13 protein-coding genes are annotated in these 14,839 nt (G+C 72.7%); 5 read left to right on the top strand and 8 right to left on the bottom strand.

Annotated elements, in window-relative coordinates; translation table 11 throughout:
- Positions 1–188: 188 nt before the first annotated feature.
- The 3 genes from ABZ906_RS38045 to ABZ906_RS38035 are packed head-to-tail and all read right to left on the bottom strand — an operon-like array spanning position 189 to position 3,546.
- Entirely contained in the window at positions 189–1,046 is an 858-nt protein-coding gene (locus ABZ906_RS38045; RefSeq protein ID WP_361390568.1) for an ABC transporter permease, read from the bottom strand.
- The gene (locus ABZ906_RS38040) at positions 1,043–2,584 is read right to left on the bottom strand and encodes a DUF1349 domain-containing protein (RefSeq protein WP_361390566.1); all 1,542 of its coding nucleotides are present in this window, start codon (positions 2,582–2,584) and stop codon (positions 1,043–1,045) included. The genes ABZ906_RS38045 and ABZ906_RS38040 overlap by 4 nt, the downstream gene beginning before the upstream one ends.
- On the bottom strand, positions 2,581–3,546 hold the full coding sequence (locus ABZ906_RS38035; RefSeq protein ID WP_361390564.1) for an ATP-binding cassette domain-containing protein: 966 nt from the start codon (positions 3,544–3,546) through the stop codon (positions 2,581–2,583). Before ABZ906_RS38035 ends, ABZ906_RS38040 begins: the two co-directional genes overlap by 4 nt.
- Positions 3,547–3,839: 293 nt before the next feature.
- Between ABZ906_RS38035 and ABZ906_RS38030 the strand changes: the two genes are divergently transcribed.
- Together ABZ906_RS38030 and ABZ906_RS38025 are read left to right on the top strand one after the other, a co-directional pair.
- A complete protein-coding gene (locus ABZ906_RS38030) occupies positions 3,840–4,928 on the top strand; it encodes a histidine kinase (RefSeq protein WP_361390562.1) in 1,089 nt (362 codons plus the stop codon).
- A gap of 20 nt (positions 4,929–4,948) precedes the next feature.
- Positions 4,949–5,713, top strand: coding sequence for a response regulator transcription factor (locus ABZ906_RS38025; RefSeq protein WP_361390560.1), 765 nt, complete (start codon positions 4,949–4,951; stop codon positions 5,711–5,713).
- A 33-nt stretch (positions 5,714–5,746) separates the two neighbouring features.
- Here the strand turns inward: ABZ906_RS38025 and ABZ906_RS38020 are convergent, their stop codons facing one another.
- From ABZ906_RS38020 to ABZ906_RS38010, 3 genes are all read right to left on the bottom strand, one after another.
- Positions 5,747–7,123 carry an aldehyde dehydrogenase family protein gene (locus ABZ906_RS38020; protein ID WP_361390558.1) on the bottom strand — a complete coding sequence of 459 codons (1,377 nt, stop codon included), beginning with the start codon at positions 7,121–7,123 and terminating at the stop codon, positions 5,747–5,749.
- Between the two features lie 75 nt (positions 7,124–7,198).
- Positions 7,199–7,765: a TetR/AcrR family transcriptional regulator gene (locus tag ABZ906_RS38015; RefSeq protein ID WP_361390556.1), complete on the bottom strand. Its 567-nt coding sequence runs from the start codon at positions 7,763–7,765 to the stop codon at positions 7,199–7,201.
- 5 nt (positions 7,766–7,770) lie between these two features.
- On the bottom strand, positions 7,771–8,466 hold the full coding sequence (locus ABZ906_RS38010; RefSeq protein ID WP_361195570.1) for a type 1 glutamine amidotransferase domain-containing protein: 696 nt from the start codon (positions 8,464–8,466) through the stop codon (positions 7,771–7,773).
- Between the two features lie 142 nt (positions 8,467–8,608).
- On the opposite strand from ABZ906_RS38010, the gene ABZ906_RS38005 reads away from it, so the two are divergent.
- Positions 8,609–9,535 (top strand): LysR family transcriptional regulator, encoded by a 927-nt coding sequence (locus tag ABZ906_RS38005; protein ID WP_361390554.1) that lies wholly within the window; start codon positions 8,609–8,611, stop codon positions 9,533–9,535.
- Between the two features lie 19 nt (positions 9,536–9,554).
- On the opposite strand, the gene ABZ906_RS38000 is transcribed toward ABZ906_RS38005, so the two are convergent.
- Positions 9,555–9,947 (bottom strand): nuclear transport factor 2 family protein, encoded by a 393-nt coding sequence (locus ABZ906_RS38000; RefSeq protein ID WP_361195573.1) that lies wholly within the window; start codon positions 9,945–9,947, stop codon positions 9,555–9,557.
- 81 nt (positions 9,948–10,028) lie between these two features.
- Here ABZ906_RS38000 and ABZ906_RS37995 point away from each other — a divergent pair, with 81 nt between their 5' ends.
- Together ABZ906_RS37995 and ABZ906_RS37990 are read left to right on the top strand one after the other, a co-directional pair.
- Positions 10,029–10,604 carry a PadR family transcriptional regulator gene (locus ABZ906_RS37995; protein WP_361195575.1) on the top strand — a complete coding sequence of 192 codons (576 nt, stop codon included), beginning with the start codon at positions 10,029–10,031 and terminating at the stop codon, positions 10,602–10,604.
- A 25-nt stretch (positions 10,605–10,629) separates the two neighbouring features.
- The gene (locus ABZ906_RS37990; RefSeq protein WP_361390552.1) at positions 10,630–11,319 is read left to right on the top strand and encodes an HAD family phosphatase; all 690 of its coding nucleotides are present in this window, start codon (positions 10,630–10,632) and stop codon (positions 11,317–11,319) included.
- 112 nt (positions 11,320–11,431) lie between these two features.
- Here the strand turns inward: ABZ906_RS37990 and ABZ906_RS37985 are convergent, their stop codons facing one another.
- Positions 11,432–14,662, bottom strand: a complete 3,231-nt coding sequence (locus ABZ906_RS37985) for a cytochrome P450 (RefSeq protein WP_361390550.1) — start codon at positions 14,660–14,662, stop codon at positions 11,432–11,434.
- Positions 14,663–14,839: the final 177 nt, after the last annotated feature.

The raw sequence follows: 14,839 nt of genomic DNA, 5'->3' as shown, positions 1-14,839 counted from the left end.
CGATGACCGGCGCACGGGCGCGCGGGCCAGGACGGTGGTGGCCGGTCACATGCCGCACGCGAGGATTGCCCGCCGACCGGCGTGAAAGGTCCACCGATCCACGCCTGAGGTCGATCGATCCGCCCGGACGGATGAGATCACAGCAGCTCGTGAGCTGTCCACGCCCGTTGCACATGTCGCACGTGGCCTCAGGAGTCCCGCATCCGCAGCACCGCCCCGCCCGCGAGCAGCGCCGCGACCGCGTACCCGGCGAGTACCCCCATCCCCGCCCACGGCCCGATCGGCAGCCGGTCCAGGTCGACGGTCGACTGGATCGCGAGCCCGGCCGTCGCGGGCGCCGCCCGCCGGGCGTACTCCTGCCAGTCGGGGTCGGCGAGCAGCCCGGCGAGCAGGGGGAAGGCGTAGAAGAGGCCGAGGACCGCGGTGACGGCGGTCGCCGTGTCGCGCAGCGCGCTGGCCGCGCCCAGACCGATCAGGGCGGCCAGCGTCAGATAGAGGACCGTGCCGACGGCCGCGCGCAGAGCCGGCCCTTCGGTGAGGCCGGGCATCACGAAGCCGTCGGCGGAGAGCAGCATCCGGCCCGCCAGGAGCGAGCCGATCACTCCGACGGCACTGGCCGCCGCCGTCAGGGCGCACAGTACGAGCGCCTTGGCGGCGAGCAGCCGTATGCGGCCCGGCTCGGTCGTCAGCGTCGTACGGATGGTGCCCGTGCCGTACTCGCCGCTCATCGTCAGGACCGCGAGGACGACGACCGCGCCCTGACCGAGCCAAACTCCCGTGAGGCTGAGCTTGACGGTGTCCTCGTGGCACTCGGCCGGGACCGGGCAGTCCCCTGCGGTCAGCGACGCGGCGGTGGCGGCGCCCGCGAGGACGGTCAGGGCCACCACGGCGAACAGAAGCCACCAAGTACTGGGCAGCGTACGGAGCTTGGTCCACTCGGCATGCACCGCCCCGAGCGCACGACCGTCCCGGACCCGGCCCCCGAAGACGCCCCGCCCCCGCCGTCCGAGGCCGTCCCGGACCCGGCCCGCGCGCCCGGCGTTCACGCGTCCCTCTTGCGGATGCGCCACACCGCGACGGCGAGCAGTACGACGGCGTACGCGGCCAGCGTCGCGAAGCCGGTCCACGCGCCCTGCGGATAGCAGCCGTCCTCCGGGAGGCACAGGCTCGCTACCTGGTCGTAGCGCGGAGTCGTCTCCTGGATCGCGAATCCGGCGACCGGCGTGAGCCGTTGCAGCCACTGCGACAGGCCGAGCGGCAGCACGCTGACCAGGATCAGCGGCAGGACGATCACCACGACGACGGTGGTGATCGCGGCGGCCGTGCTGCGCAGCAGCGCACCGAGCGCCAGGGCGAGTACGGCGATCAGGGCGAGCAGGGCCGCGGTGCCGAGGACGGCACGCAGCGCGGGACCGTCGGCCAGCGAGAATTCGGGGAACCGCGGAGGCTTGTGCCCGTTCGCCCGCAGCACGGGCATGCTGAGCAGGAACGAGGCGACGGACGCCACGAGCCCGGCGGCGAAGGCGACGGTGCCGACCACCACCGCCTTGGCGACCAGGACCCTGCCCCGCCGCGGACTGGCCGTGAACGTCGTGAGGATCATGCCCCGCCGGTACTCGGCGGTGATGAAGAGGACTCCGAGCGCGGCGATCAGGACGAGCCCCAGCTGAGAGCCGTTCAGGGCGGTCGCCACGAGGTCGGGCTGCATGGGGGCGCCGGGAGCGATGTCCCCGGAGCCGGTGATCGTGAACGTACCGCCGCCGGGGCCGGAACGGCGCAGCTCACCCTGGTCGCGGGAGGCCTGGTCGCCGCCTGCCTGCCCCACGGCGGTCCGCCGCCACTCCTCTCCGCCCTTCGCGCCCTTGACCGTCACCTTGTCGAAGCGCGCGGTGGAACGCGACGGACCGCCGCTGACCGACACATTGCCGAACTCGCGCTTCGTCGACTCCACGTCGGGCGACGCCACGAACAGACCGACCGGGACCGCGCCCGTCGACCTGTCGAGCCGGGAGGTGCCGATCCTCTCCCAGCCGCGCCCGTCGGACGACGTGTACGCCGTGACCGTGCCGCCCGTCCGCGTCAGCCGCAGCCAGCGCGGCTCGTCGGCGGACGCGGCGCCGCCCGCGGCATCGCGGGTGAAGTCGTGCTGGAAGCGCACCCCGTGGCCGGGGGTGACCATCAGCGCCGCGTAGTCGGACGTGCTCTCGGTGTTCTCCTTGACGATCACCCCGGCCTTGGCCCAGTCGGGCGCCCGGTCCGGACTCACGCCGGTGGGGCCCGTCACCCGTGCCGTGATGCTGCCGTCGGCCGGCAGCGTGCGGTGCACGAAGGTGAAGTCGTCGCGGACGGAGATGCCGCCGGGCCCGGTGGGCGCGGGCGAGCCGCCGCCCGCGATCTCGACGCCCGAACTGGAGGCGGAGAAGAGGGAGATGAGCACGGTCACCAGGACCCCGGCGAGCAGGGTGAGCCCCCAGCGGCGCACCGTGCGCAGCTTGGTCCACTCGGCGCGCAGCAGCTGCGGGAAGCCGTCGTGGCCGACCGTCACCGTGCCGGGACGGCGGGGCGGCGTCGCCGTGGTCGTCATCGTGATCCCTCCCCGACCGGGTGCTCGGCGGCGAACTCCACGTCGCCCCTGGTCAGTTCCATGTAGGCCTCTTCGAGCGTGGCCCGGTGCGCGGCGACCCCGGAGAAGGCGACGCCCGCGCCGCCGAGCAGTTCCACGACGCGTCCCGCTTCTAGACGGGAGACGGTCAGCGTGTCCCGTCCGGTGGCCGCGACACTGGCCCCGGCGCCCGCGAGGACGGTCATCGCCGTCGCCCGCTCGGTCGTCCGCACCTCGACGCGGTCGCCCGACGCCGCGGCAAGCAGCTCTCGTACGCTCGTGTCGGCGATGACGCGCCCGCGGCCGACCACGACCAAGTGGTCGGCTGTGTCCTCCAGTTCGCTCATCAGGTGACTGGAGACGAGCACGGCACGCCCTTCGGCGGCCAGTGACTTCAGGAAGCCGCGGATCCACCGGATGCCCTCCGGGTCGAGCCCGTTGACGGGTTCGTCGAAGAGCAGCACCGGCGGATCTCCGAGCAGCGCGGCGGCTATGCCCAGACGCTGCCGCATGCCCAGCGAGTAGCCGCCCGCCCTGCGCCGGGCGGCCTGCCCTAGCCCGACGAGTTCGAGGACTTCGTCGACGCGCCGCACCGGCAGCCGGTGCGAGTGCGCCATCCACAGGAGATGATCGCGTCCCCGGCGGCTGGGGTGCACGGCGGCGGCGTCGAGCAGACAGCCCACTTCGAGCAGAGGGGTGCGCAGCGCCCGGTAGGGGCGTCCGCCGATGAGGGCGGTGCCCTCGTCCGCGGAGTCCAGGCCGAGGACGATGCGCATGGTGGTCGACTTGCCCGCGCCGTTGGGGCCGACGAACCCGGTGACCTGGCCCGGCGCGACGGTGAAGGAGAGGCCGTCCACCGCGGTGACGGAACCGAACCGCTTGCGCAGTCCGCGCACTTCGATGGCCGCTTCGGCGCCATCGGTTGTTGCTGTGATGCCATCCATGGGAAGCGAGGCTAGAGACGCCGGGCCCGCGGGTCGTCACGCGGTGGAGCCGTCTTCGTATCCCTCACGTGAGGGACTCCGGCGGGCCCCTGGACGGTGACAATGACCGTGTGAGGGCGAAATCTTCCAGAGCGGGATTCGGTGCAGGCTTCGGGGCGGGGCCCAGAGCGGGATTCGGGGCGGGGCCCAGAGCGGGCTTCGGAGCGATATTCGGGGCGGGATTCGGGCGCAGCCGCCTCGCCCGCCGGCCGGAGACCCCGGTCGCGGCCGCGACGCTGCTGGCGGTCGGCGCCGTGAGCGAAGTACTGCTGCGCGCGGACGGAGAGGTTCCGCTGCCGCTCGCCCTGTCGCTCGCGCTGGGCACGACGCTGCCGGTCGCGGTGCTCGCGGGCGGGAGAGCGGCGTCGGCCGGCCTCTTCGCCGCCGCGGCCGTCGTCGCCGGTGCGGCGGGCATGCTCTCCCTCGCGCCGTTCCACGTGCTCACGGGCGCCGGTCTGTGCGCGCTGCTCGTCTCGCTCCACCAGACCGGACGCAGGGGCCTGAAGTACCTGGCCGCCCTGCTTCTCCTGCCCTTCGTCGCGTACGCGGCCTCCGGGGCGGGCGAGGGGACGCTCGCCGTCCTCACGGCGGTGTGCGCCGCCGTCGCCGCCGGTATCGGCCTCGCGGGGAGCGCGCGGGACACCGCCCTCGTGAACAGCGCGGCCGAACAGGCCATCGCGGACACGCTCCTTGAGCACGCCGCGCGCGGCGAACGGGCACGGATAGCGCGGGAGTTGCACGATGTCGTCGCCCATCACATCTCCATGATCGCGGTGCAGGCGGAGACCGCCCGGCTGACCACTCCGGGCCTGCCCGCCGTCGGCGCCGAGCGCTTCCTGGCCATCGGCGACACCGCCCGCACCGCGCTCACCGAGATGCGCAGACTGCTCGGCGTGCTGCGCGAGGACGCGGGGGACAGCGCCCCGGACCGCAGGCCCCAGCCGGGCCTTGAACAGCTCGGCGAACTCGTCGACGAGGCGCGCGACGCGTCGGCCGCCGCCGTGCGCCTCATCGTCGAGGGCCCGGTACGCCCGCTGGATCCCGGGCTCGAACTCACCGCGTACCGCATCGTCCAGGAAGCCCTCACCAATACCCGGCGCCATGCGCCGGGCGCCGCCGTGGACGTCGAACTCCGCTACAGCGTCGACGCGTTGCGGCTGCGCGTGCGCGACAACGGGCCGAGCCCGCACCTGCCGACCGGCCTCGGCGAGGGGCACGGCCTCGTCGGCATGCGGGAGCGCGCCGCAATGGTCGGCGGCGCGCTGCGTGCGGGCCCCGCGCGGCGCGGCGGCTTCCTGATCGAGGCGACGTTCCCGGCACCGGTGAGGGAGCATGCCGCATGAGCACCCCCGGCACTTCAGGCATGCCCAGCACTTCAGGCACGCCCAGCACTCCCGATACCCCAGGCACTCCCGATACCCCAGGCGCCCCCAGTACCCCTAGCACCCCCGGCACCCCCAACGCCTCACCCCTGCGCCTGGTCATAGCCGACGACCACGAAGTCGTACGCGCCGGATACGCCGGACTCCTCGCCACCCAGCCCGACTTCACCGTCGTCGGCACGGCCGCCGACGGCGCGCAGGCGGTCGACCTCTGCCGCAAACTCCTTCCCGACCTGGTCCTGATGGACGTACGCATGCCGGTGATGGACGGCATCGAGGCGACCGGGCGGCTCGCCGGGACCGGTACGCGCGTGCTGATCCTCACCACCTTCGACCTGGACGAGCACGTGTACGACGCGCTGAGCGCGGGCGCCGCCGGTTTTCTGCTCAAGGACGTCACGGCCGAGCGCCTCTTCGACGCGGTGCGCGTGGTGGCCGCGGGCGAGGGGCTGCTCGCCCCCACGGTGACCCGCCGCCTCATCGCGGAGTTCGCCCGCCTCAGGCCGGGTCCGCCCGCGGGGCCCGCGGCCCGCCTTGACGCGCTCACCCCGCGCGAGACCGAGGTGCTGCGGCTGATCGCGGAGGGTCTGTCCAACCCCGAGATCGCCGGTCGGCTGCACGTGAGCGAGGAGACCGTGAAGACCCACGTGAGCCGGGTGCTCGGCAAACTCGGGCTGCGGGACCGCACCCAGGCGGTGGTCGCGGCGTACGAGTCGGGCCTCGTGGTGCCGCGGGCGGGGGCCTGAAGGGTGCCGCGGGGCCCGGCGGCCTCGCGGTTGTCAGCCCAGCGGCACGTCGAGGCGCGCCTTGCGGTGGCTGAACGTGGCGATGGAGTGCGGGCCGTGGTAGTTGCCGACGCCGCTCTCCCCGACTCCGCCGAACGGCAGGTCGGGGACGCGGAGATGCGCCATCGGAAGGCCGAAGCCGAGGCCGCCCGAGGACGTCTCCGCGGCCAGGCGCCGCCGCGTCGTCTCGTTCTCGGTGAAGCCGTAGAGGGCGAGCGGCTTGTCGCGGTCGTTGATGAACGCGATGGCCTCGTCGAGACCGTCGACGTTCACGATCGGCAGTACGGGACCGAAGATCTCCTCCTGCATCACCGGCTCGTCGGGCTTCACGTCGGTGAGCACGGTCGGCGCGATGTACACGTCGTCGCGGTCGCTCTGCCCGCCGAACGCCGTCGTCCCGGAGCGAAGGAGCGCGGACACCCGGTCGAAGTGCCGCTCGTTGACGATGCGCCCGTACGTTGTCGAGGACTTGGGGTCCGCGCCGAACACCCGCTCCACGGCCGTGCGCAGCTCCTTGGCGAGCGCGGGTGCGGTCTCCGGGTCGGTGAGGACGTAGTCGGGGGCGACGCATGTCTGTCCCGCGTTGCGGAACTTCGCCTCGGCCAGGCGCGTGGCGACGGCGGCCACGTCGACGTCACGGTCCACGAACACCGGTGATTTGCCGCCGAGTTCGAGGGTGACCGGGGTGAGGTGCTCCGCGGCGGCGCGCATCACGATGCGGCCGACGGTGCCGTTGCCGGTGTAGAAGATGTGGCCGTACCGCTGGGCGAGCAGCGCGGTGGTCTCCGGTACCCCGCCCTCGACGACGGCGACCGCGTCCGTGTCCAGGTACTCGGGGATGAGCCGGGCGATCAACTCCGAGGTGGCCGGGGTGACTTCGCTGGGCTTCAGGACGACGGTGTTGCCCGCGGCGAGCGCGCCCACGAGGGGCACGAGCAGCAGCTGCACGGGGTAGTTCCACGGCGCGATGATCAGGACGGTGCCGAGCGGTTCGTACTGCGTACCGGCGGTCGAGCCCTCCGGAAGCCCCGCGAGCGCCCCGGACGCGAGCGGCTGGGGGCTCAGCCACTGCTCCAGATGGGCCAGCGTGTGGTCGATCTCCCGTACGGGGAAGTCGACTTCGGTGGAGTACGCCTCGGTGCGCGGCTTGCGCAGATCGGCGTACAGGGCGTCCGCGATGTCCTCGCGGTGCTCCGTGAACAGGGAGCGCAGCTGGGTGAGCTGCTGCTCGCGCCAGGCCAGGGGCCGGGTGCGGCCGGAGGCGAAGGTGGCCCCGAGCCTGGCGACGAGCGCCTCGGAATCGAGTGCTTCGGGGGCGGACGCTTCGGGGGCGGAGGCCTCGGAGGCGGCGGGCGCTTCGGGGTGGTGCATGAGGGGTCTCCTCGGGAGAGCTGTGCGGGGGGTGGGGAGAGAGGGAGGTCCGGCGGGGGAGGGGAGGGAGTCCGGTCAGCCGGTCGCCGTGCTGACCGGTATGCCGAGAAGCCCGGTCAGGAGCGCGTCCGTGGCGGGGGCGAACAGGTCGCGGCCGTCCGGGACGGACTCGAGGCCTATGACCAGGGCGATGCAGATGTCGGCCGCCTCGGCGGGTTCCACGGCGGCCGGGGTCCCCGCTTCGGCGAACAGATCGATGAGTATCCGCCGCAGCGAGCCGGTGAAGCCGTGGCAGATGTCGCCGAAGGGGCGGGCCTTCTCGTCGAGGAGTTCGGCGGAGTGCGGGGAGTCCCCGGCCAGGCGCAGGACCAGGTCGAGCTTGGCGCCCAGGACGCCCCGGATGCGCTCGGCACTCGGGGCGTCCACGGCCGCCGCCTGCCGGGCACGCGCGAGCGCCTCGGAGTGCAGGCGCTCGGCGAGCTTGCGGAAGGCGTCGTCCTTGTTGCGTACGTACTGGTAGACCGCTGACCGGGACACGCCCATCGTGGAGGCGATGTCGTCCATCGTCGTGCGCCGTACGCCATACCGGGTGAGGGAGTCGTAGGTGGCGTCGAGGACCTCGTCGAGCCGGTCGGTCGGCATAGGGGTCAGGCCAGCTTCTTGACGAGCTCGTCCGCCAGCGGGGCCGCGGACGCCGGGTTCTGACCGGTGATCAGGTTACGGTCGACGACCACCTTGGGGGCCCACGGCGTGCCTTCCTGGAAGTCGACGCCCGCCGCGACCAGCCGGTCCTGGAGCAGCCACTTGGCCTTCTCGGCGAAGCCCGCCTGGGTCTCCTCGGCGTTGGTGAAGCCGGTCAGCTCGTACCCCGCGAACGCGTTGGAGCCGTCCTGCCTGGTGGCGGCGAGCAGGGCCGCGGGGCCGTGGCAGACGACGCCGAGCGGCATGCCGATCTCCAGGGCGGTGGCCAGGAGCCTGCCGGATTCCGCGTCGACGGCGAGGTCTTCCATGGGGCCGTGGCCGCCGGGGTAGAACACGGCGGCGTAGTCGGCGAGGTCGACCTCCGCCAGCTTGAGCGGCTCGAGGAACTCGCTGCTCTCCGCGAGGGTCGCGGCGATCTTGTCGGCGGCCTCCTGGCCGCCGTTGACCTCGGGCGCCAGGCTCGCCTGGTCGACGGTCGGCACGACGCCGCCCGGCGTCGCGACCACGATCTCGTGTCCGGCGGCCTTGAACGCCTCGTACGGCGCGACGGCCTCCTCGGCCCAGAAGCCGGTGGGGTGCTGGGTGCCGTCGGCCAGCGTCCAGTGGTCGGCGCCGGTCACGACGAACAGAATCTTGGACATGGTGTCTCTCCGAGGCTGTGATTTCTGACGTTCTGTGCTCAGAGCGTCAGGTGGTGCTGTCCTCGAAGGTAGGCGGGTGTGCCCAACGAAATCCAATAGGCTGACCCATATGGAAGATAGGAATTCCGATGGGTCGGCGGGAATGGCGCCAGAGGCTTCCGCGGGTCCGCCGGACCTGAATCTGCTGCGTACGTTCCTGGCCGTCTACCGGTCGGGTTCCTTCACCGCCGCGGCCCGCCTGCTCGGCCTCTCGCAGCCCACCGTCACCACGCAGATCCGGGCCCTGGAGCGGCAGGTCGGCAGGGAGCTGTTCGAGCGGCTGCCGCGCGGTGTCGCTCCCGCGCCGTTCGCGGACGCGCTCGCCGCGCGTGTCGTCGATCCGCTCGACGCCCTGGCCGCGGTCACCGGGCACGGCGGCCCCCTGGACGGCGCCCCCGCGGAGCCCGTCCATCTGGCGGGCCCGGCGGAGATGCTCTGCCACTGCGCGCTGCCCGCCCTCGCGCCGCTGGTCGAGAAGGGGGTCCGGCTGCGCGTGACGACGGGCCTGACGGACCGGCTCCTGGACGAGCTGCGGGCAGGTCGGCACGATCTGGTGATCGCCACGGCCCGCCCCCGCGGACGCTCCCTGAGTGCGGTGCCCCTCGCGGACGAGGAGTTCGTCCTGGTCGCGGCGCCCTCGTGGGCCGAGCGCATCGGCGGCGCCGCGCGGATCGACGCCGACGGGCCCGCCGTGTTGCAGGGCGTGCCCCTCGTGACGTACGCCGAGGATCTGCCGATCGCCCGCCGCTACTGGCGGCACGTCTTCGGCAAGCGGCTGACCTGTGAGGCCTCCGTGACGGTCCCCGATCTGCGCGGCGTCCTCTCGGCCGTCGTCGCGGGCGCCGGTTTCTCCGTGCTGCCCCGCTATCTCTGCCGCGACGCGCTGGCCGCCGGCGCCCTGACCCTCCTGCACGACCCGCAGGACGCCCCGATCAACACCGGCTTCCTGGTGCAGCGCCCCGGTTCCGCGGACAACCCCCACGTCGCCCTCGTGCGCGACCACCTCGTCCAGTCGGCCCGCGCCTGGTAGCCGGGCGCGCCGCGAGAGCCTAGGCGCCCGCCGCGTCCCGGGTGATCTGGTCCCACTGGGCGCCCATGGCCGCGGCGAGCGCCTGCGCCGCCGACAGGGGACGGACCATCACCGTGAACTCGTCGATCAGTCCGTCCTCGTCGAGGTGGAGGAAGTCGCAGCCGGTGATCTGCCGGTCGCCGACCCTGGCCTCGAAGACGAGCGCGAAATCGCGCCCCGAGGCGTCGTTGATCTCGCGTACGTACCGGAAGTCCTCGAAGACGCGCGTGACGCCGCGCAGGATCGCGGAGGTCGTCGCCTTGCCGGGGTAGGGCCGGAACACGACCGGACTGGTGAAGACGACGTCCTCGGCCAGAAGGGCCTCCATCGCCGCGTGGTCGTTGGCCTCTACGGCCTTGCGGAACGCCTGCATGCCCACACCTCGGTCTTCATCGATAGTCAATTAGTTGAGTAGGTGCGATGGAGAGTAATCACATCGGTGTACGGTGTCCAGATGTCTCTCAAGTACGCGGTGCTCGCGGCGCTCCTGGAGGGCGAGTCGTCCGGCTACGACCTGGCGAAGATCTTCGACGTGTCCGTGTCGAACTTCTGGTCCGCGACTCCCCAGCAGCTCTACCGCGAACTGGAGCGCCTTGCGGGGGACGGCCTGATCGACGCGCGCGTGGTGCAGCAGGAACGCAGGCCGAACAAGCGGATGTTCACGCTCACCGAGGCAGGGCTGCGCGATCTGCACGCCTTCGCCGCCGAGCCGCCACGGCCCATCGCCATCCGGGACGAACTCATGGTCAAGGTGCAGGCCATGGACGGCGCCGACCCCGCCGCCACCCGCGCGCTGATCGAGGAGCGCATGGAGTGGTCGCGCGGCAAACTCGCCCGGTACGAACGACTGCGGCGCCACCTCCTGGGCGGCCGCGACGAGACGGAGTACCTGCGCGACGCCGAGCGCATCGGCCCCTACCTCACACTGATGGCGGGCCGCTCCCTCGAGGAGTCGAACCTGCGCTGGGGCGAGCAGGTCCTGGACATCCTGGACCGACGATTCGACTACGCGGACCGAAGCGGGAACTGAGGAAGCGGGAACTGAGGAGGAAGACGTGGACGGCAAGACGGCACTCGACGCGGCGTCCGAGGCCGCGGAGGCGGGCACGGAAGCGGCGCCGCCGCGTGCGGTGCTCACCGACTTCGGGGGTGTGCTGACCACCAGCGTGCTCGACTCGTTCCGCTCGTACTCCGCGCGAGTGAGCGAGGATCCGCTGCTGATCGAGCGGCTGTTCCGGGAGGACACGGAGGCGTCGGCGCTGCTCGTGGAGCACGAGTGCGGGCGGATGGGCGAGGCCGACTTCGAGCGGGGCATCGCGGGACGGCTGCGCGAGAAGGGCGTGGAGGTGGAGCCGGCGGGCCTGGTCGCCGCCATCGGGGCGGGGCTGCGGCCGGACGAGACGATGCTCGCGGCGCTCGCCGGACTGCGCGCCAAGGGCATCCCGGTGGCGATCGTGTCGAACGCACTCGGTGACGACTGCTACCAGGGATACGACATGGAGGCGCTCGCGGACGTCGTCGTGATCTCCAGCGAGATCGGCTCCCGCAAGCCGGGCCGCCGCATTTATCGGACGGCCTGCGACCGCCTGGGCGTCGAACCGTCCGACTGCGTCATGATCGACGACCTGGAACACAACCTGAGCGGAGCGGCCCGCCTCGGCATCCGCGGCCTGCACCACGTCGACAGCGCCGAAACGGTCCGCGCTCTGGGGGAGTTGTTCGGCGTCGGTCCGCTCAGCCGGTAGCCGCCCGGCCAGTGGTCGTCCGCCCGGTAGCCGCCCGCCCAGTAGGCGCTCGTCCGGCAGCCGCTCGCACGCCGGGCCGGGCGTGCGAGCGGCTAGGGGCGGCTCGGGGCGGCTATCCGGCCGCGTACACGTCCTCGACGTAACGCCCCTGAGCGGTCAGCTCGTTCAGCCACGCCTCGGAGTCCGCCGCCGTCGCACCCGGCGTGCGGTCCCGGTGGAGCGTGCGCAGGGCTTCGCGTACGCCCGGTGCCATGCGTGAGCCGTCGCCGCACACGTACACCCTGGCTCCTGCGGCCAGCAGGTCCCACACCTCGTCGCCCTCCGCCGCGATGCGGTGCTGCACGAAGGCCACCCCGTCGACGGGCGACGCGCTGAAGGCGGGGCGCAACGAGACCGCGCCGGCGGCTTCCGCGGCGCGCAGCTCATCGGCGTGCAGGAAGTCGGCGTCCGGGGCGTCGCACCCGAAGTAGCAGACAGCGGGAGCGAGTTCGGCCCCCTCGGCCGCCAGTTCCACGCGGTCCGCGATCGTGCCGCGGAACGGCGCGAGGCCCGTACCCGCGGCGATCATGATGACGGGCGCCGCGTCGGCGTGGTCGATGCGGAAGGCCTCGCGGCAGGGCTGGACCCTGGCCAGGACGGTGTCACCCGGACGCACCCCGCCCAGGTGGCCGGAGCCCGTGCCGCGATACAGCGCCCCGCTGCCCGAGCGCGCCGGGGCCTCCAGGAGGGACACCATCAGGTCGGCGTGACCGGGGCGCACCGCAGGCGAGGACGACACCGAGTAGTGGCGGGGCCGCAGAGGCGTGAGCACGTCGAGCAGACGCGGCCACTCCAGGGCGCCGCGCAGCGCCGGGCAGGCCTCGACCACTTCGAGCAGCGTCCGCCCGTCGGCCGCGCGGGCGGCCTCGTCCTCGGCCAGGGCGCCGAGAACCGCGCGCTCGGGCGGGCAGGGATTGGCGGCGGCGAGCACGGCCAGCTGCTCAGCGGCTGGACGGCCCTGCAACTCCACATGCATGGAGAGGAGTTGGCGCACCGTCAGTGGACGGTCCACGGCGAGGCCGTCCCGTCGGGGGCGGCCCGCACGGATGTCGAGAACCGTCTCCGGGTCAACGCCGAATGCCGCGGCGGCCCGGTCGACCAGCGCCGGGTCGTTGACGGGCAGCACGGTGAGATGGTCGCCGGTGCGATAGGTGACACCGTCGGGCAGGGCGAGGCGCACGAAGCGCTTCCTGCGGGGGTAGCCGGGCGCGGTCAGGTCGTAGGCCTCGTCGACCGTCATCGGGACGAGCCCGTGCCGCGCGGCGAGCGCGTCCAGGGGGCCGCCGGTCAGCTCACGCACCTCGTACGTGTCCGGGGGAGCGGCGGCGTCAGGTGCGTCCTGTGCGTCGGGGTCGCCGTACCGCTCAAGGAGAGCCGTACGCAGCCGGGCCGCGAACTCCCTTACCGTACCGCCGAGATCGCCCGACGCGTCGGCCGCCGTGCGCTCAAGGAGCCGGTCGCCGCCCAGCTCCGCGAGCCGATCGTCGAAGCGCGTCGGGACGTGCTGGTAGGTGGCGGCCCAGTTGCGGTCGCCCACGCCAAGGACCGCGTACGTGACGTTCTCGGCGGCGGCCGCGGGGGCACCGTCCAGCCAGGAGGCGAACACGGTGGCGTCATCGGTGGGGCGGCCGTTGTACGAGGCGGCGGTGATGACGACCGGGCGGTCGGCGGGCAGCGCGCCGGCGTACGCGTCGAGGGGCGCGACCTCGGTCTCGCAGCCCACCGAAGCGGCCTCGTCGGCGAGCCGGGCGGCGAAGTCCCGGCAGGTCCCGTAGTTGCTGCCGTGCAGGAAGAGCGCGCGGGTGCCGGGCGTGACACGCGCGGGTAGCCCGGCGGCTTCGGGTGCCGCTGCCGCCGACTGGGTCGCTGTGCCCGGCAGCCGCCCGTGCACGCGGTCGGCGGCGGTGCGCGGAGTCAGCGTGAGCGTGAAGCCGTCGGGCTTGAGGGTGAGCGTCTCCTTGACCGTGAGCCGGTAGTCGGCGTGGTCGTGCAGCCGGTAGCGGTGCACCAGCATTCCGAGCAGCATCGTCGCCTCGTGCAGCGCGAACTGCCGCCCGATGCAGGCCCGTTCGCCGGTGCCGAACGGCTTGAACGCATGCGGGGAGCGGGCGGCCTCCGCCTCGGCGGTGAAGCGCGCCGGGTCGAACAGCTCCGGGTTGTCGCCCCACACCGGCTGCCGGTGCAGCATCGGCGTCAGGACGGTGACGCCCTGCCCGGCCCGCAGCGGGATGCGTCCGCCGAGGAGCGTGTCCTCGCGGGCGTGCCGGCCGAACGCGGCGGCCGTCGGCCACAGCCGCAGCGCCTCGTTGAGCACCTGCCGGGTGTACGTGAGCCGCCCGACGTCGTCGAAGGTCGGCTCGGGATCGGCGGCGTCGCCCCACAGGGCGTCCACCTCGCGCCGCACGAGGTCGAGCACGGCGGGATGCTTGGCGAGGTAGTACAGCGCGAACGACATCGCGCCGGACGTCGTCTCGTGCCCCGCGATCAGGAAGGTGATCACCTGGTTGCGGATGTTGGCGGTGTCCAGCTTGGAGCCGTCGCCCGGATGTGCGGCGCTGAGCATGAGGCCCAGCAGATCCTCGGCCGGTCCGGCGCCGGGCGTGCCGTCGGCCCGCGCGGAGATGACCTCGTCGACCACCTGCGCCAGATAGTCGGCATCGGCCCGGAAGGCCGCGTCGGCCGCCGAGTGGTCGCTGCCCGGCGTACGGCTCAGGCGCGTCATGCTCCACTCCAGGCAGCGGACCATGGACTCGATGAAGGGATGCGGCTCGGCCCGCTCGAACGAACCGAAGTCGTAGCCGAACCCGGCGAGCCCGATCGTGTCCAGGGTCATCCGGGTCATGTCGCCCGGTACGTCCACGGGGTGCCCGTCCCGCGCGCCCCGGTCCCAGGACTCGATCAGCCGGTGGGCGACGCGCAGCATCATCGGGTGGTACGTCCGCATCGAACCGAGCGCGAACGCGGGCATCAGGATGTCGTGCGCGCGGGCCCAGTTGGGCTCGTCGTTGTACGCGGTGAACAGTCCGTCGGCGGTGAACTCCCGCACGTTCTGGAGGGCGGGTCCCACATGCTTGGCGAAGCGGCTCTCGTCGGCGAGCTCCGTCACGAGATCGAGATCGCTCACGAACAGCGCGTCGCGGCCGTGCAGCCGCCTGCGCAGCACGGGTCCGTGCCGGCGGATCAGCTCCATGGCCTGCTGCAACGGGGCGGGCCCGGGGCCGGTGGCGGAAATGTCGATCAGCGGCACGCCGTCGAAGTCGGAGCCGGCGTCCCGGGGGAGCGGTGCGGTGGTGGTGGGGGGCATGGCGTGACAACTGCCTTTCGCCGTACGGAAGTCACTGCTCCCCAACCTTCGTCGCCGGTCCCCGGCGGATTGCGCCGTCCCACTACATGATTGTGTAGTGACGAACGACGCCCTGCTCTTGACTGTCCCTGGCTGGAAGGAGTCGCCCCGTGGACTCCGCGCACTCCGTGGACCCGG

Source organism: Streptomyces sp. NPDC046925 (assembly GCF_040644915.1).
In the GTDB taxonomy this organism is placed as follows: Bacteria; Actinomycetota; Actinomycetes; order Streptomycetales; family Streptomycetaceae; genus Streptomyces.
Note: the sequence above shows the minus strand (reverse complement) of the source record. Positions and strands in the feature narration are given on the sequence as shown.

What these genes read in the sequence shown, in the direction of transcription:
- ABZ906_RS38040 (WP_361390566.1), bottom strand. Translation starts at nt 2,584, where the DNA reads ATGACGACCACGGCGACGCCGCCCCGCCGTCCCGGCACGGTGACGGTC.
- ABZ906_RS38035 (WP_361390564.1), bottom strand. Translation starts at nt 3,546, where the DNA reads ATGGATGGCATCACAGCAACAACCGATGGCGCCGAAGCGGCCATCGAA.
- ABZ906_RS38025 (WP_361390560.1), top strand. Translation starts at nt 4,949, where the DNA reads ATGCCCAGCACTTCAGGCACGCCCAGCACTCCCGATACCCCAGGCACT.
- ABZ906_RS38020 (WP_361390558.1), bottom strand. Translation starts at nt 7,123, where the DNA reads ATGCACCACCCCGAAGCGCCCGCCGCCTCCGAGGCCTCCGCCCCCGAA.
- ABZ906_RS38015 (WP_361390556.1), bottom strand. Translation starts at nt 7,765, where the DNA reads ATGCCGACCGACCGGCTCGACGAGGTCCTCGACGCCACCTACGACTCC.
- ABZ906_RS38010 (WP_361195570.1), bottom strand. Translation starts at nt 8,466, where the DNA reads ATGTCCAAGATTCTGTTCGTCGTGACCGGCGCCGACCACTGGACGCTG.
- ABZ906_RS38005 (WP_361390554.1), top strand. Translation starts at nt 8,609, where the DNA reads ATGGCGCCAGAGGCTTCCGCGGGTCCGCCGGACCTGAATCTGCTGCGT.
- ABZ906_RS38000 (WP_361195573.1), bottom strand. Translation starts at nt 9,947, where the DNA reads ATGCAGGCGTTCCGCAAGGCCGTAGAGGCCAACGACCACGCGGCGATG.
- ABZ906_RS37995 (WP_361195575.1), top strand. Translation starts at nt 10,029, where the DNA reads ATGTCTCTCAAGTACGCGGTGCTCGCGGCGCTCCTGGAGGGCGAGTCG.
- ABZ906_RS37985 (WP_361390550.1), bottom strand. Translation starts at nt 14,662, where the DNA reads ATGCCCCCCACCACCACCGCACCGCTCCCCCGGGACGCCGGCTCCGAC.